The organism is Rhodococcus wratislaviensis (assembly GCF_041228765.1).
GTDB classification, from domain to species: domain Bacteria; phylum Actinomycetota; class Actinomycetes; order Mycobacteriales; family Mycobacteriaceae; genus Rhodococcus_F; species Rhodococcus_F wratislaviensis.
In genome coordinates this window covers 6,714,465-6,735,098 of the sequence record NZ_CP150488.1, presented here as the reverse complement: position 1 = coordinate 6,735,098, position 20,634 = coordinate 6,714,465, and the positions used below count along the sequence as shown (strand labels likewise).

20 protein-coding genes are annotated in these 20,634 nt (G+C 66.8%); 11 read left to right on the top strand and 9 right to left on the bottom strand.

Annotated elements, in window-relative coordinates; all coding sequences use genetic code 11:
* Nucleotides 1–90 precede the first annotated feature (90 nt).
* Nucleotides 91–1,668: an FMN-binding glutamate synthase family protein gene (locus WKC72_RS31090; RefSeq protein WP_370180691.1), complete on the bottom strand. Its 1,578-nt coding sequence runs from the start codon at nucleotides 1,666–1,668 to the stop codon at nucleotides 91–93.
* Nucleotides 1,669–1,788: 120 nt separating this feature from the next.
* On the opposite strand from WKC72_RS31090, the gene WKC72_RS31085 reads away from it, so the two are divergent.
* From WKC72_RS31085 to WKC72_RS31075, 3 genes are all read left to right on the top strand, one after another.
* Nucleotides 1,789–2,199, top strand: a complete 411-nt coding sequence (locus WKC72_RS31085; RefSeq protein ID WP_037231541.1) for a CD225/dispanin family protein — start codon at nucleotides 1,789–1,791, stop codon at nucleotides 2,197–2,199.
* A 47-nt stretch (nucleotides 2,200–2,246) separates the two neighbouring features.
* Nucleotides 2,247–3,326, top strand: coding sequence for a redox-regulated ATPase YchF (ychF, locus tag WKC72_RS31080; protein ID WP_128639249.1), 1,080 nt, complete (start codon nucleotides 2,247–2,249; stop codon nucleotides 3,324–3,326).
* 546 nt (nucleotides 3,327–3,872) lie between these two features.
* On the top strand, nucleotides 3,873–3,998 hold the full coding sequence (locus tag WKC72_RS31075; RefSeq protein ID WP_370180690.1) for a hypothetical protein: 126 nt from the start codon (nucleotides 3,873–3,875) through the stop codon (nucleotides 3,996–3,998).
* Here WKC72_RS31075 and WKC72_RS31070 read toward each other — a convergent pair.
* Nucleotides 3,988–5,394, bottom strand: coding sequence for an ATP-binding protein (locus WKC72_RS31070; RefSeq protein ID WP_370180689.1), 1,407 nt, complete (start codon nucleotides 5,392–5,394; stop codon nucleotides 3,988–3,990). The genes WKC72_RS31075 and WKC72_RS31070 overlap by 11 nt on opposite strands.
* A 128-nt stretch (nucleotides 5,395–5,522) precedes the next feature.
* Nucleotides 5,523–6,923 (bottom strand): MFS transporter, encoded by a 1,401-nt coding sequence (locus WKC72_RS31065; protein WP_370180688.1) that lies wholly within the window; start codon nucleotides 6,921–6,923, stop codon nucleotides 5,523–5,525.
* A gap of 55 nt (nucleotides 6,924–6,978) precedes the next feature.
* Here WKC72_RS31065 and WKC72_RS31060 point away from each other — a divergent pair, with 55 nt between their 5' ends.
* Complete coding sequence (locus tag WKC72_RS31060; protein ID WP_112299104.1) at nucleotides 6,979–7,515, top strand: helix-turn-helix domain-containing protein; 537 nt, start codon at nucleotides 6,979–6,981, stop codon at nucleotides 7,513–7,515.
* A gap of 12 nt (nucleotides 7,516–7,527) precedes the next feature.
* Here WKC72_RS31060 and WKC72_RS31055 read toward each other — a convergent pair whose 3' ends face one another.
* The 3 genes from WKC72_RS31055 to WKC72_RS31045 form a co-directional block, all read right to left on the bottom strand.
* On the bottom strand, nucleotides 7,528–8,397 hold the full coding sequence (locus tag WKC72_RS31055) for a PE-PPE domain-containing protein (protein ID WP_370180687.1): 870 nt from the start codon (nucleotides 8,395–8,397) through the stop codon (nucleotides 7,528–7,530).
* 67 nt (nucleotides 8,398–8,464) lie between these two features.
* On the bottom strand, nucleotides 8,465–8,869 hold the full coding sequence (locus WKC72_RS31050) for a DUF1304 domain-containing protein (protein ID WP_112299106.1): 405 nt from the start codon (nucleotides 8,867–8,869) through the stop codon (nucleotides 8,465–8,467).
* Nucleotides 8,866–9,333: a hypothetical protein gene (locus tag WKC72_RS31045; protein WP_268791067.1), complete on the bottom strand. Its 468-nt coding sequence runs from the start codon at nucleotides 9,331–9,333 to the stop codon at nucleotides 8,866–8,868. The genes WKC72_RS31050 and WKC72_RS31045 overlap by 4 nt, the downstream gene beginning before the upstream one ends.
* A gap of 86 nt (nucleotides 9,334–9,419) precedes the next feature.
* Here WKC72_RS31045 and WKC72_RS31040 point away from each other — a divergent pair, with 86 nt between their 5' ends.
* Nucleotides 9,420–10,463, top strand: coding sequence for a LuxR C-terminal-related transcriptional regulator (locus WKC72_RS31040; protein ID WP_370180686.1), 1,044 nt, complete (start codon nucleotides 9,420–9,422; stop codon nucleotides 10,461–10,463).
* A 24-nt stretch (nucleotides 10,464–10,487) separates the two neighbouring features.
* Here the strand turns inward: WKC72_RS31040 and WKC72_RS31035 are convergent, their stop codons facing one another.
* Nucleotides 10,488–12,515, bottom strand: a complete 2,028-nt coding sequence (locus tag WKC72_RS31035) for an elongation factor G (RefSeq protein ID WP_370180685.1) — start codon at nucleotides 12,513–12,515, stop codon at nucleotides 10,488–10,490.
* A 138-nt stretch (nucleotides 12,516–12,653) separates the two neighbouring features.
* On the opposite strand from WKC72_RS31035, the gene WKC72_RS31030 reads away from it, so the two are divergent.
* Nucleotides 12,654–13,124 (top strand): SRPBCC family protein, encoded by a 471-nt coding sequence (locus tag WKC72_RS31030; RefSeq protein WP_128642169.1) that lies wholly within the window; start codon nucleotides 12,654–12,656, stop codon nucleotides 13,122–13,124.
* Here WKC72_RS31030 and WKC72_RS31025 read toward each other — a convergent pair.
* Nucleotides 13,118–14,773, bottom strand: coding sequence for an alkaline phosphatase D family protein (locus WKC72_RS31025; protein ID WP_268791066.1), 1,656 nt, complete (start codon nucleotides 14,771–14,773; stop codon nucleotides 13,118–13,120). The genes WKC72_RS31030 and WKC72_RS31025 overlap by 7 nt on opposite strands.
* Nucleotides 14,774–14,897: 124 nt before the next feature.
* Between WKC72_RS31025 and WKC72_RS31020 the strand changes: the two genes are divergently transcribed.
* The 5 genes from WKC72_RS31020 to WKC72_RS31000 all read left to right on the top strand — a co-directional run bounded on the left by WKC72_RS31020 (nucleotide 14,898) and on the right by WKC72_RS31000 (nucleotide 19,100).
* Nucleotides 14,898–15,110, top strand: coding sequence for a DUF4287 domain-containing protein (locus WKC72_RS31020; protein WP_087556750.1), 213 nt, complete (start codon nucleotides 14,898–14,900; stop codon nucleotides 15,108–15,110).
* A 123-nt stretch (nucleotides 15,111–15,233) separates the two neighbouring features.
* Nucleotides 15,234–17,162 (top strand): molecular chaperone HtpG, encoded by a 1,929-nt coding sequence (gene htpG / locus WKC72_RS31015; protein WP_112299153.1) that lies wholly within the window; start codon nucleotides 15,234–15,236, stop codon nucleotides 17,160–17,162.
* A 6-nt stretch (nucleotides 17,163–17,168) separates the two neighbouring features.
* Nucleotides 17,169–18,158 carry an SDR family NAD(P)-dependent oxidoreductase gene (locus WKC72_RS31010; RefSeq protein WP_128639231.1) on the top strand — a complete coding sequence of 330 codons (990 nt, stop codon included), beginning with the start codon at nucleotides 17,169–17,171 and terminating at the stop codon, nucleotides 18,156–18,158.
* Nucleotides 18,155–18,724: a mismatch-specific DNA-glycosylase gene (locus tag WKC72_RS31005; RefSeq protein WP_128639230.1), complete on the top strand. Its 570-nt coding sequence runs from the start codon at nucleotides 18,155–18,157 to the stop codon at nucleotides 18,722–18,724. The genes WKC72_RS31010 and WKC72_RS31005 overlap by 4 nt, the downstream gene beginning before the upstream one ends.
* A gap of 25 nt (nucleotides 18,725–18,749) precedes the next feature.
* Nucleotides 18,750–19,100, top strand: a complete 351-nt coding sequence (locus WKC72_RS31000; protein WP_037231559.1) for a hypothetical protein — start codon at nucleotides 18,750–18,752, stop codon at nucleotides 19,098–19,100.
* An 11-nt stretch (nucleotides 19,101–19,111) separates the two neighbouring features.
* Here WKC72_RS31000 and WKC72_RS30995 read toward each other — a convergent pair whose 3' ends face one another.
* Nucleotides 19,112–20,506 carry an acyl-CoA dehydrogenase family protein gene (locus tag WKC72_RS30995; protein ID WP_037231561.1) on the bottom strand — a complete coding sequence of 465 codons (1,395 nt, stop codon included), beginning with the start codon at nucleotides 20,504–20,506 and terminating at the stop codon, nucleotides 19,112–19,114.
* Between the last annotated feature and the right edge of the window lie 128 nt (nucleotides 20,507–20,634).

The following is a 20,634-nucleotide window of genomic DNA, read 5'->3' as shown; positions in this document are numbered from 1 at the left end:
TGCCAGGGGTGACGCCGTCGACAGTTGCCACATCTTTTGTGGCCCCCGTCACCCTATTGTGCCGACGTTCGGTTCGACGAAAAAACGACGTCAGAAGCGAGACGAATCGGCGTCGATCCAGTCGGTGAGCCAATCCGAGGGCGGATCCTCGAGCAGTTCGCCGGGCATCAGCCACTCGTACAGTTCCGCATAGGTGCGGGTGGTGACGCCGTCGATCCGCCGGTTGAGCATCGCCGGTGTCAGTTGGTCGAAGCTGTCGAGACCCATCGATGCCACCATCTGCTGGGCGCCGGCCACCGTCGACTTCTGGAACCGGAACACCCTGGCCGCCTTGTCGGGGACGTCGAGTGCGCGGGTTCGCGCCGGGTCCTGCGTCGTCACCCCGACGGGGCAGCGGTTGGTGTGGCACATCTGCGCCTGGATGCACCCGACGGCGAACATCATCGCGCGGGCGGCCAGCGTGAAGTCGGCGCCCTGGATGATCCGTTTGACGATGTCGGATGCGCTGGCGACCTTCCCGGACGCGCCGATCTTGATGCGGTTCCGCAGTCCAGCGCCGGTGAGCGCGTTGTGCACGAGCATCAGCCCCTCGGTCAGGGGCATGCCCATGTTGTCCTCGAATTCCACTGGACCGGCCCCGGTTCCGCCCTCGGAGCCGTCGACGATGACGAAGTCCGGGGTGACGTCGCGTTCGAGCATCGCCTTGCAGATGCCGAGGAACTCGGTACGCGATCCGACGCACAATTTGAACCCGACGGGTTTGCCGCCGGAGAGCTTTCGCAGGGTGACGATGAAGTCGATCAGCTCGTTCGGGGTGGAGAACGCGGTGTGCGAGGGCGGGGAGATCACTGTCTGTCCGGCCGGCACGCCGCGGGTCTCGGCGATCTCCCGTGAGACCTTCGCTCCGGGCAGCACACCGCCGAGCCCGGGTTTCGCGCCCTGCGACAGCTTGATCGAGATGGCCTTCACCTGGTCTGAGGCCGCGTGTTCGGCGAACTTGCCGGGGTCGAAGTGGCCGTCGTCCGTCCGGCAGCCGAAATAGCCGGACGCGATCTCCCAGATCAGGTCGCCGCCGCGTTTGCGGTGGTACGGGCTGATCGCGCCCTCGCCGGTGTCGTGGGCGAACCCGCCGCGTGCGGCCCCGGCGTTGAGGGCTTCGATGGCGTTGGCGGAGAGCGAGCCGAAGCTCATCGCCGACACGTTGAGAAGCGCGATGTCGTAGGGCCGTTCGCAGTCGGGGCCGCCGAGGCGGACGGTCGGCGGCTCGGGCGGCGCCATCCGGGCGCGCAGCGAATGGGCCATGAACTCGTAGCCGACGGCGTGCACGTCCCGCTCGGTGCCGAACGGTTCCTCGGCGAGGGTGCCCTTGGCGCGCTCGTAGACGAGGTCGCGGGTGTCGCGGTCGAAGGGCGTTCCATCCGTGGACGATTCGATGAAGTACTGCTGGATCTCGGGGCGGATCTTCTCGAGCAGGAACCGTGCGTGCCCCAGCACCGGGTAGTTCCGCAGAATGCTGTGCCGCCGTTGCAGCAGATCCCACGTCCCCAGGGCTGCGAGCGCGAGAACGACGACCGCGGCGAACCACCACCCGGTCGCCACACCGAGGGTCAGGGCGAGAGCGCCCAGTCCGAGGATCCATAACGCGAGGACGATCAACCAGCGGGTCACTCGCTGAGACTAGAACCTCACGTGAGTGCCGACGCGTACTCCGGCGCACTTTCCCACTCACGTGGGGAGGCAGGTGGGATAGTGGACGCACGAGGTCAGCTGCCACGACAGGGGGACGTCATGTCGGAGTCGATCAATCCGGAATCGTCGAGCAATCCGGTGCCGCCGAAGCCCGGCGACACGGGTGCGTACGGCTACCAGTACCCGACGCAGCAACAGCAGCCGGCGCAGTCGCAGCCGTACCCGGGGCAGTACGGCCCGCCGCCGCTGCCGCCCTCGAACGCCGGGTGGGCGGTGGCCGCCGTCCTCTTCTTCTGGCCGCTCGCGTTCGCGGCGTTCAACCACGTCCACGACGTCTACCCGAAGTGGGCGATGGGCGACTACCAGGGCGCCCAGTACGCGTCGGACCGTGCCAAGGCACTCGGCAAGATCGCCCTGTGGATCTGGGTGGCGCTGATCGTCGTCTTCGTCGTCGGGTACGCCATCCTGATCATCGCGCTCGTCGCGAACAGCGATACCTCCAGCTGGTGAGGCCGATGGTCGTTGATCGGTCGCCGACGCCGTAGAATCCAACGACCGTGAGCCTTACCCTCGGAATCGTCGGACTGCCCAACGTCGGCAAGTCCACCTTGTTCAACGCGCTGACCAACAACGACGTGCTGGCCGCGAACTACCCGTTCGCGACCATCGAACCCAACGTCGGCCTGGTCGAACTGCCGGATCCGCGGCTCTCCGAGCTCGCCCGGATCTTCGGTTCCGAGCGCATCCTGCCCGCCACGGTGTCGTTCGTCGACATCGCCGGCATCGTCAAGGGTGCCTCCGAGGGCGCCGGCCTCGGCAACAAGTTCCTCGCCAACATCCGCGAGGCCGACGCCATCTGTCAGGTGGTTCGCGTGTTCAACGACGACGACGTCGTGCACGTCGACGGCCGCGTGGACCCGGCATCCGACATCGAGGTGATCGAGACCGAGCTCGTCATCGCCGACATGCAGACGCTGGAGAAGGCGCTGCCGCGTCTGGAGAAGGAAGCGAAGAAGAACAAGGAACTCAAGCCCATCCACGAGGAGGCGCTGAAGGCGCAGGAAGTCCTCGACGAGGGCAAGACCCTGTTCAGCGCGAAGGACAAGCTGGACTTCGCGCTGCTGCGCGAGCTGAGCCTGCTCACCACCAAGCCGTTCCTGTACGTGTTCAACGCCGACGAGGCCGTGCTCACCGACGAAGCGAAGGTCGCCGAACTGCGCGCCTCCGTCGCCCCCGCGGACGCCGTGTTCCTCGACGCCAAGGTCGAGCAGGAGCTGCTCGAACTGGACGAAGAGGACCGGCAGGAGATGCTCGACTCGATCGGACAGTCCGAGCCCGGCCTGCACGCACTCGCCCGCACCGGCTTCCACACCCTCGGCCTGCAGACCTACCTCACCGCGGGCCCCAAGGAATCGCGCGCCTGGACCATCCACAAGGGCGACACCGCCCCGCAGGCTGCCGGCGTCATCCACACCGACTTCGAGCGCGGCTTCATCAAGGCCGAGATCGTCTCCTTCGACGACCTCGTCGCCGCCGGATCCATGGCCGCAGCCAAGGCCGCGGGCAAGGTCCGCATGGAGGGCAAGGACTACACCATGGCCGACGGCGACGTGGTGGAGTTCCGCTTCAACGTCTAGTGGGGCTAAGTTCCCGCAGCTCAGGCGCTCACCAGTATGAAGAATATGCTGGTGAATGCTTGTTTTTGCTCGTCTGCTGTCTATCATGTGGTCACCGCTTGATCAGCAGCCGATACGGCTAGAGAAGGGCTACAAGCCAGCGGCTGAGCACCGGTTGCCGGCACTGGCGGTGAGGCTGGAGCACTGTCGGATGTGGGCCGTATGGTGGCCGCAGCACTGCCCCCGCGACCCCGAGGCCTTGCCGAGCGAGTACTCCTGGGGACCGGGCCTGACTCCGCCCGGTCTTGAAGACGCGCCGCCGAGCTAGGGAGGCGGTACCGGGGTAAGTCGCCAGCGACGGAAGACGATCACGATCTGCGCGCTCTGGCAGGCCGACTCGCCGGGGGGAACCGACGGTGAGCCGGCGACGAAAGTGCCGCCATGACGCTAAGGGCCGGTTCGCTGGTGCGGGGGCGAAGGTCTCCGCAACGGCGAAGGACACTCGCACGGTCGCTAAGGCTGCTGTTAATCGCGGCCAAAGTCCCCGCCAAGGCGATCCGGGCGCGCTTGGGCCACAGCTCGTTCAAGATCACGATGGACACCTACGGTCACCTGTACGAGGACGCCAGCGATCACGTCGCCAACGCGATGAACGCAGCGTTCGCGGCGAACGTCCACGCGATCAGGGGTTAGAGTGTCCCGTCCACTTTCGGTACGCTGACGCGGGTCCACTTCGCCCGGGAATTCGTTCAATCTGTTTGGTGCCGATCAAGCGGTTAAATACTCGCTTGATTGCATTCTCGGATCCGATTCCAGTAAGCGCACGTAGTGTCCTATTGTTGATCTCATCATGGTCCTCAAGGTATTCCATGCAGATCTCTTCGGGTGACCCCAAGCGTTCATGGCGAATAACGACCAACACGGAGTTGGGTCGTTCGGAAATTACCGGTTCCTTGAGTTTCAACGACTTCATCGCGTCGAAAGCGGTGTTCAGCCCTTCGCCGACGTCCTTGTTAGGCGCATCCGGAAATTTATTGATAAGTCGAACAATCGTCGGGTTTCGAGAGTACCTCTCGTCGAGAATGTTCGCAGGAGTTATGTGCGCGGGAAGCCTTCCCGGGCTTTCGACTTCGACGCGATTGTCAAAGATTCGGATATGGATGTCATCTAGTATGCTGTAGTCGCGGTGAATTACTGCATTGGTTACGATTTCGTGGATAGTCTCAGATGGGTACTGCACTTCGCGCAGCCCGTCACTGTCGGTGATCTTGGAATCGCCAACGACGCCAACCACCTTGTCGACGGCTGCGTATATCTGGTTGTAGACGGATCCTTCGATGGTTATGGGATCCCATGCCAAATTCTTTCGCGAACCTTCGTCGTCCGATGTTCTGTAGCGGTAGAGCTTGATTCCGGATCGTTTGGGGAGTGCGATTTGAGGCTCATCATCGAAAAGGAGGATCGCTGCCACAGTGGCGAGGTCTCCGTGGGAGATTAGTCGCTGTTTTTTGAACCATCCCTCCGGTGTGTTGGTTGGAATTTGGTGTTCCATGAATTTGGCTGTGATACTGGATTCGACAATGTTGGACACCGGATATGGAACAGTTTCCGTCTCGAACGACGTAATGCCCTTTGTCCGCTCGAGATTGCGCTTGTCTTCTTCGGTGGTGACAGGGAGGTTCTGGGCTCCTCGCCGTTTGTAGATCTTGCCGTTGGAAGCGGACTTGATCGATATTGACTTATCGATCTCGACGTGCAAAACTTTGCCTGTTTCTGATTCGGACTCAAGGAATTCGTAGCGGTGCTCGCCACCGAGGGGGAATAGAGTCTCGAATATTTGAATGTGACCATTGGCATCCTCCTGCGATGCGAAACCGCGCCACTGCCTGGAGGTCTTCCCGCAGCTGTCGGTCACCTCATCGATGCCGATGTAGATTTCGCCTCCGTCTGCGTTCGCGAAGGCTGCCATCGTTTTTGTAAGCGACGCGGGGGCGATCTCGATTGCTTTGAGGTCTTGGAAGTGCCCTTCCTCAATCAGCAGCAGGAGGCGCACGGCCTCATCGGAGATCCCCTCGACGCGGATTGTCATTGGGGGATCGTATCGGGCACGCTCCGACAGTAAGGTGTCTATGGGGCTACAAGGGGACTAGAGCGGCCGTCAGGAACAGCACTTGCCCAGGTAGGACCACATGAGTGGCCCGCCGCTCGCATTCCGCTTCAACGTCTGACGGCGGTTCCCCGCACGAGCACTCCGACGACTCCTGCGCCGACGAGTGAGATCAACCCCGTGGTGACGGCCGCATGGTTCCAGCCCGACACCATGCCGTCGACGGTGCCTGCCGGGTCGAGGGCGATGATGCTGACGACGGTGACGCCGATGGACGAGCCGAGGTAGCGGGCGGTGTTGTTGGCGCCGCTGCCGAGTCCGCCCTGGTCGGCGGGCACGCTGGCGACGGCTTGGCGGCCGAGGCCGGCGTTGAGCAGCCCGCTGGCGACGCCGGCGAGCAGCAGTCCCGGGACGAGGCGCAGCAGGGACGAGTCGGGGGAGAGGCCTGTCATCGTGAGCATGGCGACGCCGACGCCGGCGAGTCCGATGACGAGTTGCGGCGACCCGGCCAGCCGGGCGGGGAGTCGGCGGGCGAGCAGCGACGCCACGACACTCGTGCCCGACCACAGGGCGATCACGCCGGCCGCGGCCAGCGTGCTGACGTGCATCGTCTTGACCAGGAACGTGCACGCGAACGACATCAGGCCGATGATGCCGGCCCCGGTCGCGAGGGCCGCGAGGGTGGCGGCCAGGAAGTCGCGTCGACGGAACAACGCGAGGTCGAGCATCGGGAACGGTCGCCGCCGCTCGACCGCGACGAAGGCGAGGGTGAACACGGCTGCGCCGACACCGCAGAGCACGGTGGCGGCGGTGTTCCCCTGCCTGCCCTCGACGAGTGCGACGAGCACCAGGACCATCGCGGCGCACAGCGTGACCGCTCCCGGAACGTCGATCCGCTTCGGGACGGCGGAGCGTGATTCCGCCAGTGCACGTGTCGCGACCTGTCCGATCACGAGTGACGCGACGGCGAGTGCCCAGTACAAGCCGCGCCACCACCCGGCGAGGTCGAGGAGGCCCGCGAGGACGGGGCCGACGGCGATGCCGGCGCCGACGCTCGCGCCCCAGATCCCGCTCGCCGTCGCCCGCGCCGCCGGCGTGGTGAAGGCGTGTGCGACGGCGCCGAGGCTGGCCGCGATCAATGCCGCGCCCGCAACTCCCTGGATCAGTCGCCCGACGATGAACAGGACGGGTTCCTGACTGACCGCGCCGACCACGGCGCCCACCGCGAGAAGCCAGGCGCCCCAGTGGAACACCCGGCGCCTGCCGTAGTCGTCGGCGAGTGCGCCCGCGGTCAGCAGGACCGCGGCGAGGCCCACGCTCATCGAACTGAGAATCCACGTCTGCGCTGCCGGGCCTGCCGAGAGAGCCGCGGCAACGGTGGGCATGTTGCCCAGCGGGGCGCAGAACGCGACCAGGGCGACGAACGTCCCGAGCGATGCGACGGACAGTGTGGTCCCCGGGCGGGGCGAGCGTGCGCGAATCGGTGGGGCAAGCGCGGTTGGTCTGTTCACAAGACTGAACTTAGAACTAATTTGGTCTGGTGACAAGACTGAGGTGCGATAGCATGTGGGCGTGGCACTGGGAACCGGGTACTCGCAGCAGAACTGCAACCTCGCTCGCGCCCTCGAGGTGGTGGGTGAGCGGTGGACGATGCTCGTGCTGCGCGACTGTTTCTACGGCGTCCGCCGCTTCAGCGATCTGCTCGCCCATCTCGACATCTCCCGCGCCGTCCTCACTGATCGGCTGACCGCTCTCGTCGAGGCCGGAGTGCTCGTCCGGGTCGCAGACGGCGGTCATCCCGAATACGAACTCACCGAGGCCGGAAAAGCTCTGTGGCCGAGCATCTATGCGCTCTCGCAATGGGGTGAGCAGTACGTGTCGCCCGGCAGCTACCCGGGCCGCGTGTTCTCGCACGCGGAGTGCGGAACGCAACTCGATCGTTTCGGGCAATGCCCCGACTGCGGCACGATCCCGGGCCCCGAGGACCTGGTGGTCGCGCCGGGACCGGGGGAGGCAGTCCATCCCCGCAGCGATGCCGTCGCCGTGGCTCTGCGTGCACCCCGCCGGATGCTCACTCCGCTGCGTCCGCGCGGTGACGCCTGATCGGCGCGACCCTTACGCCGCGACGCGCAGAGGCGGTTCGAACGTCGCCCGCACCTGCAGCCACTGGGCGAGGATCTGGCATCCGGTGAGCCCGCTCGCATCGAGTGGTTCGCTGGCGTACGCGACGTGCCGCCCGCCCCGTGCGTTGACGACGCGCACACCGCGCCAGACGAGGCGCGGCGGAAGGTAGCCGAGCACCTCGATCGCCGCGGTCCGCAGGCGGCGCAGGTCGGTGCGCCACTGCCGAGGGCTGACACGTGTCTTGGTCGCGTTCTGGAAGCTGTTGTTGCGGATCAGTTCCCACGTCTGCGCAAGCCACGTCCGCATCGCGCGAAACGACATCCACCGGGTGAGGTCCGCGATGTCGCGCACATAGCTGTCTTCGCTGGCATTGCAGATCATGTCGTCCGGGTGCGCGATCCACTGCACCGGCACCGAGTCCGGGATCGGGGCGCCGTCGCCCGCGACACCGCGCCCGCGGCAGCCCGGTACCACCCCCGCGGGTTGCTCGGGGTCGGAGACGAGACCCACCGCGGAGAGGTTGTCGGCGCGCAGGGCCCCGGTGGCGATCTGCCCGAGCACCTCACGGATCACGGTGCATCCCTGCGAGTACCCGATCAGCATGACCGGTCCGGGAGCGTCCTCCATGGCGTCGATCAAGCGGCGGACGCCGACCTCGGTGCTCTGCCGGTAACTCAGTCCGCCCGCCGCGACCGGCCCGTACGACGCCGGATAGCCGACCCACCGCGACGCGAACCGGTCGTCGAGGGCGTCGGTGACGTCACGCAACAGTCCGGTGACGTGGCGTCGGTGGTCGTCGGGGTGGGACTCTCCGGTGCCACCGATGGCGAGAACGGTCACCTGGGACATGGTTCCCATCATGCCGACCGCGAATAAGGATCCGTTCGGTCGACCCTGAGAAGTTCCTGGCAATCGGACGCCGTGGGTGTCACCCGATCGCCAGCGCGATCAGGGCCACCAGCGGGGGCACGCTCTGTGACAGTGCGCCGACGACGCCGTCGCCGCGCTGTCGGCTGAGTGCCATGCGGTCCGACACGGCCAGGGCGATGCCCGCCAGGAACATGAAGAGGCAGGTGTAGACGACGAGGGTGCGACCCGGAGTGTCGTGGCCCGCCCACCACAGGATGACGCCGGCGATGGCGCCGGAACCGAGGAACAGGTTGTAGAAACCGACGTTGAACGCCCATAGATGGGCGGCGGGCACGTCGCCGCTCGGAATGCGGAAGATGCCCTCGTGTACCGACGGCCTGCGGAACAGGAACGATTCCCACACGAACGCCAGCAGGTGCACGCCTGCGGCGATCAGTGTGGCGATCTGCGCGACGATGATCACGGCGCACCTGCCCCGGTCGCGAGTTCGACGCCGTACCGATCGGTGACCTCGTGCAGCAGCCGGTCCATTTCCTCCGGCGAGTGCCTGCCACGGCCGACCGCGTCGAGATCACCGAAGAAGCCGCTGTTGGACGCCCCGGCGGTGACGAGGAGGAAGTCGGCGGACTCGGAGAGGACCGTGAACGTATTCATCGTTCCCGCCTCGATGGCGATGGTTTCCCCGGCCTCGAGCTCGTATCCGGTGTCTCCGGCCTGGACGAGAATCCGGCCGCGCAGCACGTGGTAGGACTTCGACCACGGCTCGGCGTGCAGCGGGCCGTCCGGTGCGTACCGGGACGCTTCGACGAGGAAGACTTCGTACGCCCGGCCGGCGTGATCGCCACCGACCAGGACCGTGATGTCGGCGTCCGGTGCGGTGAGGTGCCTGCCGTCGCCTGCTCTGATGACGTGAACGTGGGTGGACATACTGCGACGGTAGAACCGGCGCACCCCGCTGCCCATCCCCGGAATCTGGGATGGTGGTGTGCCTGTGACCAGCGCATACTGTGTTCATGCTGGAGGTCCGGGCGGAAAAGTTGCGCCGGGAGGTGCTTGCGGTCGCGGGATCGGGCGCCGGTGTCACGCAGCTGCACGAGCGCGCCATCGAACTGGTCGGTGAGACGGTGCGCAGCGACCTGACGTGCTGGGCGATGCTCGACCCGGAGACACTCGCGATCAGTTCGATGACCAGCGGGCGCAGCCGGATACCGCAGCAGTACGAGCCGCTGCTCGCCGAATCCGAGTACAACGGCGACGATCCGGGCACGTTCGCCGAACTCGCCCGCAGTGGCCGAACCGTCGCGCGGGCCTCGGACCTACCCGCGGAAGACGTGGCGCACAGCATTCGTCACGGCGCGGTGTGGGCGCCGCTGGGGCTCGGCAGCGAGGTCCGCCTCGTGTTCCGCGTCGACGGCGTGTGCTGGGGCGCAGCCGGATTCGTGCGGTCCGGGCCGGATTTCACCGACCGTGAGCTCGAGTTCCTCACGCTCGTGGCCCCCGGCCTGGCGGTCGCGACACGGGCCGCGTCCGTGCACGCCCCGGCGATCTCCGGTGGCGGTGACCAGGGTCCGGCGGTGGTGCTGACCGATGCCGCCGGCGATCCGGTTGCGCTCACGGCCGCTGCCCGCGGTTGGCAGGATCGCTTCGACGCGGTGGCCCCGGGACGGCTGACCGTTGTGTTGCGGGCCGCCACGTTCGGGGCGCGGTCGAGCGGTTCGGGGATCTTCAAGGCGCGTGTCCGCGATGCGGAGGGAGGCTGGATTCTGGTGCGCGCCACGGCCCTGATCGGCGGCGGCGAACCGCAGACGGTGGTCACCCTCGAACCCGCGGTCGGCGGTGAGCTCACGGGACTGCTGCTCGCGGCGTATGCGGTGACCGCACGCGAGCGTGACGTGTGTGCCGACGTGATGGCCGGCTACGCGACGTCCGAGATCGCGGACCGCCGCGGCATCACCGTGAACACCGTCCAGGACCACCTGAAATCGGTGTACGCGAAGGCCGGGGTCCGCAGCCGCGCGGAACTCGCCGCGCGGCTGCGGACCGGTCGCGAGCACTAGCGGCGGCTCGCGAAGCGTTCACTGTCAGCGCGGTTCGGGCCGCTCCTGGTAGCACTTGAAACTCAGGGCGAGACGACCACGCCCGTGTGTCATCGAGCGCAGGGCGACCGGATAGTCGGTGACCTCGCTCGTCGGCACCGACGCGATCACGGTGATCTCGCCGTCCCCTGCCGGTTCGGTGCCCTCGATCTGGCCGCGCCGCCGTCCGAGATCCGCCATCACGTCACCTTGGAGCGCCGACGGCACCGTGACCTCGACGTGGTCGACGGGTTCGAGGACGAGAGTGCCCACCTTGTCGATGGCCGCACGGAGGGCGAGTGCCCCCGCCATCCGGAAGCTGAAATCGTCGGAGTCGACCGAGTGATGTTTGCCGTCGAGAACGGTGGCCCGCAGGTCGACGAGCGGAAATCCGTGCCGGCCTCCGCGTCCCATCGATTCGGCGATTCCCTTGCCGACGGCGGGAATGAGGGACTTGGGTATCACGCCACCGCGGGTCTCGTCGACGAACTCGTAGCCCTCGTCCCGGGGGAGCGGCTCGAAGCGGACGGTCGCCACCCCGAACTGGCCGTGGCCGCCGCTCTGCTTCTTGTGGCGGCCCTCCGTCTCCACGGTGCCGAGCAGCGTCTCGCGGTAGGCGATCTTGACCGGTTCGGTCTGGAGGGTGATGCCGTACCGCCGCTTCAATCGGGTCAGCGCCACCTGCACGTGCACGTCGCCGGCGCCCCGGACCACCGTCTGATGGGTTTCGCTGTCGCGGGTCACCTCCAGCGTCGGGTCGTCGCTGACGAGCTCCGCCAGGGCGGTCGCCAGTTTGTCCTCGTCGCCCGCGCTCTCGGCGGCCACGGCGATTCCGTAGACGGGACGCCGGTGCACGATCGGGGGCACGGTGAGGGACGAGCCGATCGGCGCGAGGGTGTCGCCCGTCGAGACGTCGGTCAGCTTGATGGCGCCGACGATGTCGCCCGCCTCCGCGGTGTCGATCGCGGTGTGTTTGCTGCCGAGGACGCGAAGGAGGTTGTGCAGGCGCTCCTTCGCACCGGTGCGCTGGTTGACGAGGATGTCGTCGGCATGCACGGTGCCGGAGAGGATCGTCAACAGCGCCACCTGTCCGACGTATTCGTCGGTCTGCGTCTTGAAGACGTACGCGAGCGGGTCTCCGGACGGATCGCACCGCACCTCCGCGACCCCGTCGCCGACGACCTCGATGCCGGGGACCTCCGACGGTGCGGGCGCGATCCGGCACACGAAGTCGAGCAACCGGTCGACGGCGATGGCATCGACGGCCGACCCGCACAGCACCGGCCACAGCGAGCCCGCGGCGAAACCCGCGCGGAGGGCGTGCTCGAGTTCGGCCACGGAGATGTCCTCCCCGTCGAGATACTTCGAGAGCAGGTCGTCCTCGATCTCGACCACGTCCTCCACGAGATGCTCATGCTGTTCGTGCTCGCGGTCGGCGATGTCGGCGGGCAGTTCGTCGCTCGTGTTCGCGGACCCGCTGTCGTAGAGGATGACGTGCTCGGTGAGGAGATCGGCGACCCCGGTGAACGCCGACGCTTCGCCGACGGGCAGGTCGACCGGCTCGACTCCGGACCCGAAATGGTCGCGGATCCCGGCCAGGACGACATCGAACGATGCCCGCTCCTTGTCCATCTTGTTCACGAACAGGATGCGCGGGATGGATCGCTCGCCGGCCACCTGCCACAGCAACTCGTCGTTCACCTGCAGACCGCTGACCCCGTCGATCACGAACACGGCGACGTCCGCGACCCGGAGCGCGGTCATCGCGTCGCCGACGAAATCGGCGTAGCCCGGCGGGTCGAGGAGATTGATCCGGTAGTCGCCCCACGAGAAGGAGGCCAGGCCGAGCGTCAGCGACTGGGTGCGGTCGTGTTCCTCCGGCTGGGTGTCGAGCACGGTGTTACCGCTCTCGACGCGTCCGGGCCGGGTGACGACACCGGCGCGGAACAGCATCGCCTCCGCGAGCGTCGTCTTCCCGTTACCCTGATGTCCCACCAGAGCGATATTGCGGATCAGATCCGTCTCGGTCGTCACTGCTACCCCCACCACAGCACTGTCGTTGGGTCGCTCCCGACGATACCGCGCGCGCGACCGCCGGCGAGGCGTTATCTTCCACCTGGACAGGTGGGCGCGACCTCGTTCCACCACACCCGCTACCGAATGGAGACCGGCATGGCCTCGGACGACTTCCTCGTCGAACGTTCCACCGTCATCGATGCGAGCCCCGACGTCGTTCAGCCGCTTCTCGACAACTTCCGGCAGTGGCAGTCGTGGTCGCCGTGGGAGAACGTCGATCCCGATTTGAAGCGCACGTACTCCGGCCCGGAGTCGGGCGTCGGCGCCGCCTACGCCTGGGAGGGCAATCGCAAGGCGGGGGCGGGGTCGATGGTGATCACCGAGTCGGTGCCCGGTTCGAAGGTCGTGCTCGACCTGAAGTTCCTCAAACCGTTCAAGGCCGACAACGTCACGACGTTCCTCCTCGAGCCGAACAGCGCCGGGACCACCGTCCGCTGGCAGATGACCGGTAAGACCAACCGTTTCTTCAAGATCGTGGGAGTCCTCTTCCCGATGGACAAGATGGTGGGCAAGGACTTCGAGAAGGGGCTCGCGCAGCTGAAGTCGACGGCCGAGCAGCGTCAGTAGTCGTTTCCCGTCGTCAACTCGAGGTCGGTCATGGTCTTGAAGCGGGGCGTGCCGTCGCTGTCGTTGCGTGCCTGTTCCATCACGAGGCGGGCGGCCCGTCCGTTCAGGTGGAGCGTCGCGACCTGATCGCCGAAGAACGGTCCGGCGACCTTCGACCAGTCGATGGGGACGGGTGGCACCCGCGACACCCGGCCGAGGATGAAACGCACGGTCCGCTCGGTGGCGCGCCGCCACGAGATCCGGAACGTCACTTTCATGGCGGCCGGAACGTAGTTGTGCAGGGGCGAGCACGTCAGCTGATACACCAGTGACTGCAGCTTCTCGGCGTAGTGCGCCTGCGCGACGTAGGCGTGGTGGACGTCGCCGGACAGCACCGAGATGGTGGACGGCGCCCGGCCGGCCGGCCGGGCCTTGCGGCCTGCGCCGACCTCGGCGAAGAGGCGGGCCAGCCGGTCGAACGAGTCACGGAACGCCGCCCAGTGCTCGAGGTCCGCACCCCGCCGGATCTTCTCCGCCACGGCCGCCACCCGCGGGCCGCGGGACCCGGCGGCGAGCCGTTCGTCCCAGGACTCGAGGTCGTGAAGGGCGCGGGGCAGCAGCCACGGCAGTGACGTCCCGACGAGCAGGTGGTCGTAGTCGCCCTCGGTCTGACGTTCGATCCACGCGAATTCGGGGTCGGACACCATCTCGCGGCGACCGCCGGAGAGGATGCGACCGCACCGCGAGTCGATGACGAGCAGCCTCGCGGCCCCGAGGTCCCGGCGATACGACCATTGCATGCCCTTGGCCCCGTCCGCTTCCTCGTCGGCGGCCGACGCGAACTCGCGGAGCATCGGCTCGACGTCACCGCCGTGCTTCCGAACGCGTTGGTACAGTTCGTTTTCGGCGAGGTGGCTCGGCGCCAGGTTCCCGAGGTGCTGGTAGACCCAGTACGAGGACAGCGCGCCGACGATGCGCTCCTCCCACCACGACGTGGCCTCGATTTCGGCGCGCCAGGACTCCGAGGTGTTCCAGTCGTCCCGGACGTCGTGGTCGTCGAAGATCATCGACGTCGGCACCGTCGACATCAGCCAGCGCACCTGAGGGTCCGTCCACGATTCGGCGTAGAGCCAGGTGTACTCCTCGAAATTGCGCACCTGCGGCCCCGGTGGTTCGTTCACGTCGTGGATCTCGGCGACCCGGGCCTCGGTCTCCGGGGAGAGTTCGTCGGCGTACACCTGGTCCCCGAGCAACAGCAGGGCGTCGGGCCACTGGTCCGGGGACTGTTCGGCCATCCGCACCGCGTACGCGTCCAGGGCGTCGGCGCCGAGATGCCGGTTGCCCTCCGTCGTGGACATCGTGGCGAACCGGCACGACCCGAACGTGAGGACGAGCGTGTCGTCGTCCTCCCGGAGCGTGCGGATCACCGACGGGACGGCACTCGGTAACGGCCACACCGGGCGGCCGTCGAGGGTCACCTCGTACGGGGTGGTCGACCCGGGCTCCAGACCCTCCACGACGACGAGTGCATAGTGGTGACCCGACACGTTCCACGTGCGTTCCTCGTGGCCGAGGACCCGGACGGTGCACGCCTCCGACGTCTCGACCCACACCGTCGCGTCGCTCGTGCCGACATGTCTCAGCAGTGGCCCCAGAATCAGCTCCGCCATGACGTCATCCTGCCGATGTTCGTTCCATGCAGTCAGCTTACGGACGTCGGCGTCGGCGAGGGCGCGACATCCGAAGATGCTTGTCGGACAGTATGTGTCGGCGGGTGCCGGTAGCCTGTCGCGCATGGCTGAACCAGTGAAGGGCCCCGCGTCCTATTTCCCGTCGATCGAGGAGAAGTACGGTCGGCCGATCAGTGAATGGCAGACGCTCATCCGGTCGTCCGAGCTGACCAAGCACATGGAGTTGGTGAGCTGGCTGAAGTCCGAGCACGGCCTCGGTCACGGCCACGCCAACGCGCTGGTCGCGCACACCCTGAAGGAGGACGCCGCCGGCTGACCGTCTCGGCGCGGGTGCGGCGGGATCCTGACCTCTCGCCGCGATGAATCCGGTATTCGGCCGCGGGCTATCATTCCGACGACGAATCTGGTGTCGAGGGTTCTGCTGTCGAAGGGAATCGAAGTGAGCACGAAAATCGAACAACTGGAGTTCCAGGCGGAGACCCGCCAACTCCTGGACCTCATGATCCACTCGGTGTACTCCAACAAGGACTCGTTCCTGCGGGAGCTCATCTCCAACGCCTCCGATGCGCTGGACAAGTTGCGGCTCGAAGCCTTCCGCAACAAGGAACTCCACGTCGACACGTCGGATCTGCACATCGAGATCGAGGTGGACGCGGAGCAGCGCACGCTCACCGTCCGCGACAACGGCATCGGCATGTCCCACGAGGAGGTCGTCGACCTCATCGGCACGCTGGCCAAGTCCGGCACCGCAGACCTGCGCCGCAAGTTGAAGGAAGCGAAGGACGCCGCCGCCTCCGAGGAACTGATCGGACAGTTCGGCATCGGCTTCTACTCGACGTTCATGGTCGCCGACAAGGTCACGCTGCTGACGCGGAAGGCCGGCGAGAGCGAGGCCACGCGCTGGGAGTCGAGCGGCGAGGCCACCTACACGATCGAGGCGGTCGACGACGCCCCGCAAGGCAGCTCCGTCACCCTGCACCTCAAGCCCGAGGACGCCGAGGATCACCTGCACGACTACACGTCGGAACGGAAGATCAAGGAACTCGTCAAGCGTTACTCCGACTTCATCGCGTGGCCGATCCGGATGAACGTCGAGCGCACGGTCCCCGCGGAGGGCGACGGCGAGGACGAGGTCACCACGACGTCCGAGACGATCAACTCGATGAAGGCGCTGTGGGCGCGCTCGAAGGACGACGTCTCCGAAGAAGAGTACAAGGAGTTCTACAAGCACATCGCCCACGCCTGGGACGATCCGCTCGAGGTCATCCCGATGAAAGCGGAGGGCACGTTCGAGTTCCAGGCCCTGCTGTTCATCCCGTCCCACGCCCCGTTCGACCTGTTCATGCGGGACGGGAAGACGGGTGTGCAGCTGTACGTCAAGCGCGTCTTCATCATGGACGACTGCGATCAGCTGATGCCGGAGTACCTCCGCTTCGTCAAGGGTGTGGTCGACGCTCAGGACCTGTCCCTCAACGTGTCTCGTGAGATCCTTCAGCAGGACCGGCAGATTCGCGCGATCCGGCGCAGGCTCACCAAGAAGGTCCTCACCACGATCAAGGACCTGAAGGCCGAGCGGCCCGACGACTACCGCACGTTCTGGGCGGAGTTCGGCCGTGCGGTCAAGGAAGGCCTGATGTCGGACACCGACAATCGGGAGGTGCTACTGGGTATCTCGTCGTTCGCGTCCACCCACAGCGAGGACGAGCTGACCTCGCTCGAAGACTACGTGGCGCGGATGAAGGACGGTCAGGACCAGATCTTCTACGCCACCGGTGAATCCCGGCAGCTGCTCGAGAGTTCACCGCACATGGAGGCGTTCCGCGCGAAGGGCTTCGAGGTGCTGCTGCTCACCGATCCCGTGGACGAGATGTGGGTCGGTGCCGTCCCCGAGTTCGACGGCAAGTCGTTCCAGTCGATCGCCAAGGGGGAGGTCGACCTCGACACCGAGGAAGACAAGAAGGCGCACGAGTCGGAGCGGGAGGAGCAGGAGAAGGACTTCGCCGGCCTGCTCTCCTGGATGGCCGACGCGCTGAGCGAGCAGGTCAAGGAGGTGCGGCTGTCGACGCGGCTGACCACGTCACCGGCCTGCATCGTCGGCGACGCGTTCAGCATGTCGCCGGCACTCGAGCGGATGTACCGGGCGTCCGGGCAGCCCGTTCCCGTCACGAAGCGCATCCTCGAGCTGAACCCGACCCACCCGCTCGTCACCGGGCTGCGGGAGGCGCACGGCGAACGCGACGAGGATCCGGCGCTGGGGGAGACCGCGGAGCTGCTCTACGGGATGGCGTTGCTGGCCGAGGGCGGCGAACTCGAGGATCCCGCCCGGTTCACCACCATGCTCGCCAACCGTCTCGCCAGGACGGTGTAGTTCACGTTGCTGGTATTGGTCACGGGGGGAACAGGTTTCGTCGGGGCATGGAGCGCGAAGGCGGCGGTGGACGCCGGCCACCGGGTGCGCTTCCTCGTGCGGGATCCTGCTCGCCTCGTGACCAGTGCCGCGGCACTCGGACTCGACACGTCCGATCACGTGGTCGGTGACATCACGGACGCCGAGTCCGTGCGCCGCGCGCTGGACGGCTGCGACGCCGTCATCCACGCCGCGGCCGTGGTCGCGGTCGACCCGCGCCGCGCGGAGGAGATGCTGCAGACCAACCTGGCCGGCGCACAGAACGTGCTGGGAACCGCGGTCGAGTTGGGCCTCGACCCGATCGTCTACGTCTCGAGTATCGCCGCACTGTTCCAGCCCGACGCCCGGATGCTCACTCCAGACCTGCCGGTGTGCGGGCCTCCCGACGCCTACGGCCGGAGCAAGGCGCGTGTGGAGCAGTACGCTCGCGACCTTCAGGCCGACGGCGCACCGATCGCGATCACTTATCCGGGCATGATCGTCGGCCCGCCGGCCGGGAACCAGTTCGGCGAGGCCGCCCAGGCAGTCGAGGCCGCCGTCCACCTTCGGGGTCTGCCAGGGCGGAGCGCCGCGTGGACGATGGTCGACGTCCGGGAGGTGGCGAGCGCGCACGCCGCCCTCCTCGAGCCGGGGCGCGGCGCCCGCCGGTACATGCTCGGTGGTCCCCGGATTCCGATCGCGGGGATCTCCGAGATGCTGAGCGTGATCACGGGCAAATGGATGGGGGTGTTCCCCGTTCCGGACGTAGCGTTGCGCCTGGTTGGCAGGCTGGTCGACACCGTCGACCGGTTCGTCCACATCGACACCCCGATCTCCGAGGCCGCGATGGAGTACTACACGCGAATGCCGGACACCGACGACCGGCCGAGTGAAAGCGAATTGGGTGTGAAGTACCGCGATTCGGCGGAGACCCTGGCCGACACCGTCGCGGGGCTGACGGAGGCGGGCCGACTGTGAGCTTCACGCGTGCGGAGTTGGAGTCGTTCCGCGATGCCGAGGTTGCGGACCTCATCGGACCGGGCTGCCGACTGTTGTTCGTCGGGATCAACCCGGGACTGTGGACGGCCGCGACGGGGGCGCATTTCGCGCGCCCGGGCAACCGTTTCTATCCGGCTCTGCTGGCCGCGGAGATCATCGAGCGTCCGATCGATCCGACGGCAGGGATGTCGGACGCGGATCGCGAGCACCTGATCGAGCGGGGCGTCGGCATCACCAACCTGGCCCCGCGCGCCACGGCGAAGGCGGACGAGTTGACCGGTGAGGAGCTTGCCGTCGGCGCCGAGCGCTTGCGCACCGTGGTCCGCGACACCACTCCCCGGGTGGTCGCCGTCGCCGGAATCACCGCCTATCGCACGGCTTTCGGGGAGCGTGCCGCGAAGAAGGGCAAGCAGCCGCGCGACCTCGAGGGCGCGGAGTTGTGGCTGGTCCCGAACCCCAGCGGGCTCAACGCCCACGAAACCGTCGCCACGCTGGCCGCGTCGTACCGGGAGGCGGCGATCGAGGCGGGAATCGTATCCGGCTGACCGGGCAGGTCGCTAGGCTGCGGAGATGACCGTCGTCTACAACCTCGTCTTCGTCTGCCACCTGCTCGGCATGGCCGCCCTCGTCGGCGGCTATTTCGCGGTGCTCGGGGCGCCGCGGATCTCCGAGGTCATGGTGTGGGGTGCGCGGCTCCAGTTCGTGACGGGACTGATCCTGGTCGGGCTCGGCGAGGCCGCACTGGACAAGGACTACAACCACGTCAAGATCGGTGTGAAGCTTCTGCTCTCACTGGTGGTGGTCGCGCTCGCCGAGATCGTCCGGGGCAAGCAGAACAAGGGGCAGGAGAACCCGAACCTGGTCCACGTGGTCGGTGGGCTCGGCATCGTCACCGTACTGGTGGCAGCTCTCTGGACCTGATCTCACAGGGTTCACTTCTTCGGTGGAGCAAGGATTTTCATCGCCAGTCGCTGCGCGGACTCGGGCATCCGGTCCTTCATCGACATCGCGAATTCGCCTGCCTTCGTGCGCACGGACGTGCCCCTGCCAAACCGCCGGTTGAACGCGGATCCCTCGGTCGGCTGATCGAAGTGCAGGGGCGGGGCGCCGTCCGCGGCGCCGAGAGCGCGCCCGATCACCATCCGCTGAATCTCGCTGGTGCCCTCGAAGATGGTGTACAGCTTGGCGTCCCGGTACCACTTCTCGACGGGGTGGTCGCTGATGTACCCCCACCCGCCCATCGTCTGCAGTGCGCGTTCCGTGGTCTTCACCGCGACCTCCGACGCCGCGAGTTTCGCCATCGAGCCCTCGCCGTGGCGGAACTCCACGCCCGCCGCCGCCATCCACGACGCCCGCCACGTGAGCAGTCGCGCGGCGTCGATCTGGGTCGCGAGGTCGGCCAGCGGAAACGCGATGCCCTGGTTGTCGATGATCGGGCCGCCGAATGCCTCCCGGCGGTTCGCGTATTCGGTGGCGTATTCGAGCGCGGCGCGGGCGATGCCCAGCGCCTGAGCTGCGACCATGGGGCGGGTCTGCTCGAACGTGCCGAGGGTGGAAGATTTCCGTCGCGGCGCGCCGGTGGCCACCTCCTCCTGCACCTCGCGGGCCTTCCGCATGCGGTTCTGCAGCTTGTCGTCGCCACCGAGCAGATGGTCGGCGGGCACCCGAACCTGATGGAATTTCAGTTCCGCCGTGTGCGACGCGCGGCAGCCAAGCTTGTCGAGCTTGCGGACGAGTTCGATGCCTGGGCTTCCGCCGGGGACCACGAAGAGCGCCTGCCCGCGATGGCCCAGATCCGGATCGACGGTGGCGTTCACGACGTGCACGTCGGCGATTCCCCCGTTGCCGATCCACATCTTGTGCCCCTCGATCACCCACTCGTCGCCGTCGCGCGTCGCGGTGGTCCGCAGATTGCGGACGTCGCTGCCGCCCTCGGGTTCCGAGATGCACAGTGCGGCGAGTTTCAGGTTGCCGGGCTCGCCGAAGCACTCGGGCGCCCACCGCAGCATCTGCTCCGGCGTCGCGGCCTGCCCGATCGACGACAGCGCCAGCGCGGGCATCACGACGGCCAGCCCGATTCCGGCGCAACCCCAGAACAACTCCTCCATGAACAGGGGAAGAGATAGTCCCGTCGGGTCGCCGATGAGGTCGCGGTAGAACAGCGGACTGTAGAAGCCCTCTTGTGCGGCCTTCTCGAGAACGTCCCACGGGAACTCCTGCGCGCGGTCGTGCTCGGCCGCCACCGGCCGGATCACATTCTCCGCGAAGGCGTGCGTCCGCTCGACGAGGTCTTTCTGCGCCGGAGTGAGAGCGAGGCTGAAAGTCATGGCAGTCCCTCGGTTGCCTGTTGGTGTGCAACAACGTAACACTCACGACCTGCCGCGACCGGGGTTCCCGCGATCTTGGATGGTGAGATGATGATCCCATTATCTGGTCGAGGTTGCTAGCGTCGGAG

Excerpts from the sequence above, each read along its gene's own strand:
- WKC72_RS31085 (WP_037231541.1), top strand. The coding sequence starts at position 1,789 with ATGTCGGAGTCGATCAATCCGGAATCGTCGAGCAATCCGGTGCCGCCG.
- WKC72_RS31070 (WP_370180689.1), bottom strand. The coding sequence starts at position 5,394 with ATGACAATCCGCGTCGAGGGGATCTCCGATGAGGCCGTGCGCCTCCTG.
- WKC72_RS31055 (WP_370180687.1), bottom strand. The coding sequence starts at position 8,397 with ATGATGGGAACCATGTCCCAGGTGACCGTTCTCGCCATCGGTGGCACC.
- WKC72_RS31045 (WP_268791067.1), bottom strand. The coding sequence starts at position 9,333 with ATGTCCACCCACGTTCACGTCATCAGAGCAGGCGACGGCAGGCACCTC.
- WKC72_RS31040 (WP_370180686.1), top strand. The coding sequence starts at position 9,420 with ATGCTGGAGGTCCGGGCGGAAAAGTTGCGCCGGGAGGTGCTTGCGGTC.
- WKC72_RS31030 (WP_128642169.1), top strand. The coding sequence starts at position 12,654 with ATGGCCTCGGACGACTTCCTCGTCGAACGTTCCACCGTCATCGATGCG.
- WKC72_RS31025 (WP_268791066.1), bottom strand. The coding sequence starts at position 14,773 with ATGGCGGAGCTGATTCTGGGGCCACTGCTGAGACATGTCGGCACGAGC.
- WKC72_RS31020 (WP_087556750.1), top strand. The coding sequence starts at position 14,898 with ATGGCTGAACCAGTGAAGGGCCCCGCGTCCTATTTCCCGTCGATCGAG.
- WKC72_RS31000 (WP_037231559.1), top strand. The coding sequence starts at position 18,750 with ATGACCGTCGTCTACAACCTCGTCTTCGTCTGCCACCTGCTCGGCATG.
- WKC72_RS30995 (WP_037231561.1), bottom strand. The coding sequence starts at position 20,506 with ATGACTTTCAGCCTCGCTCTCACTCCGGCGCAGAAAGACCTCGTCGAG.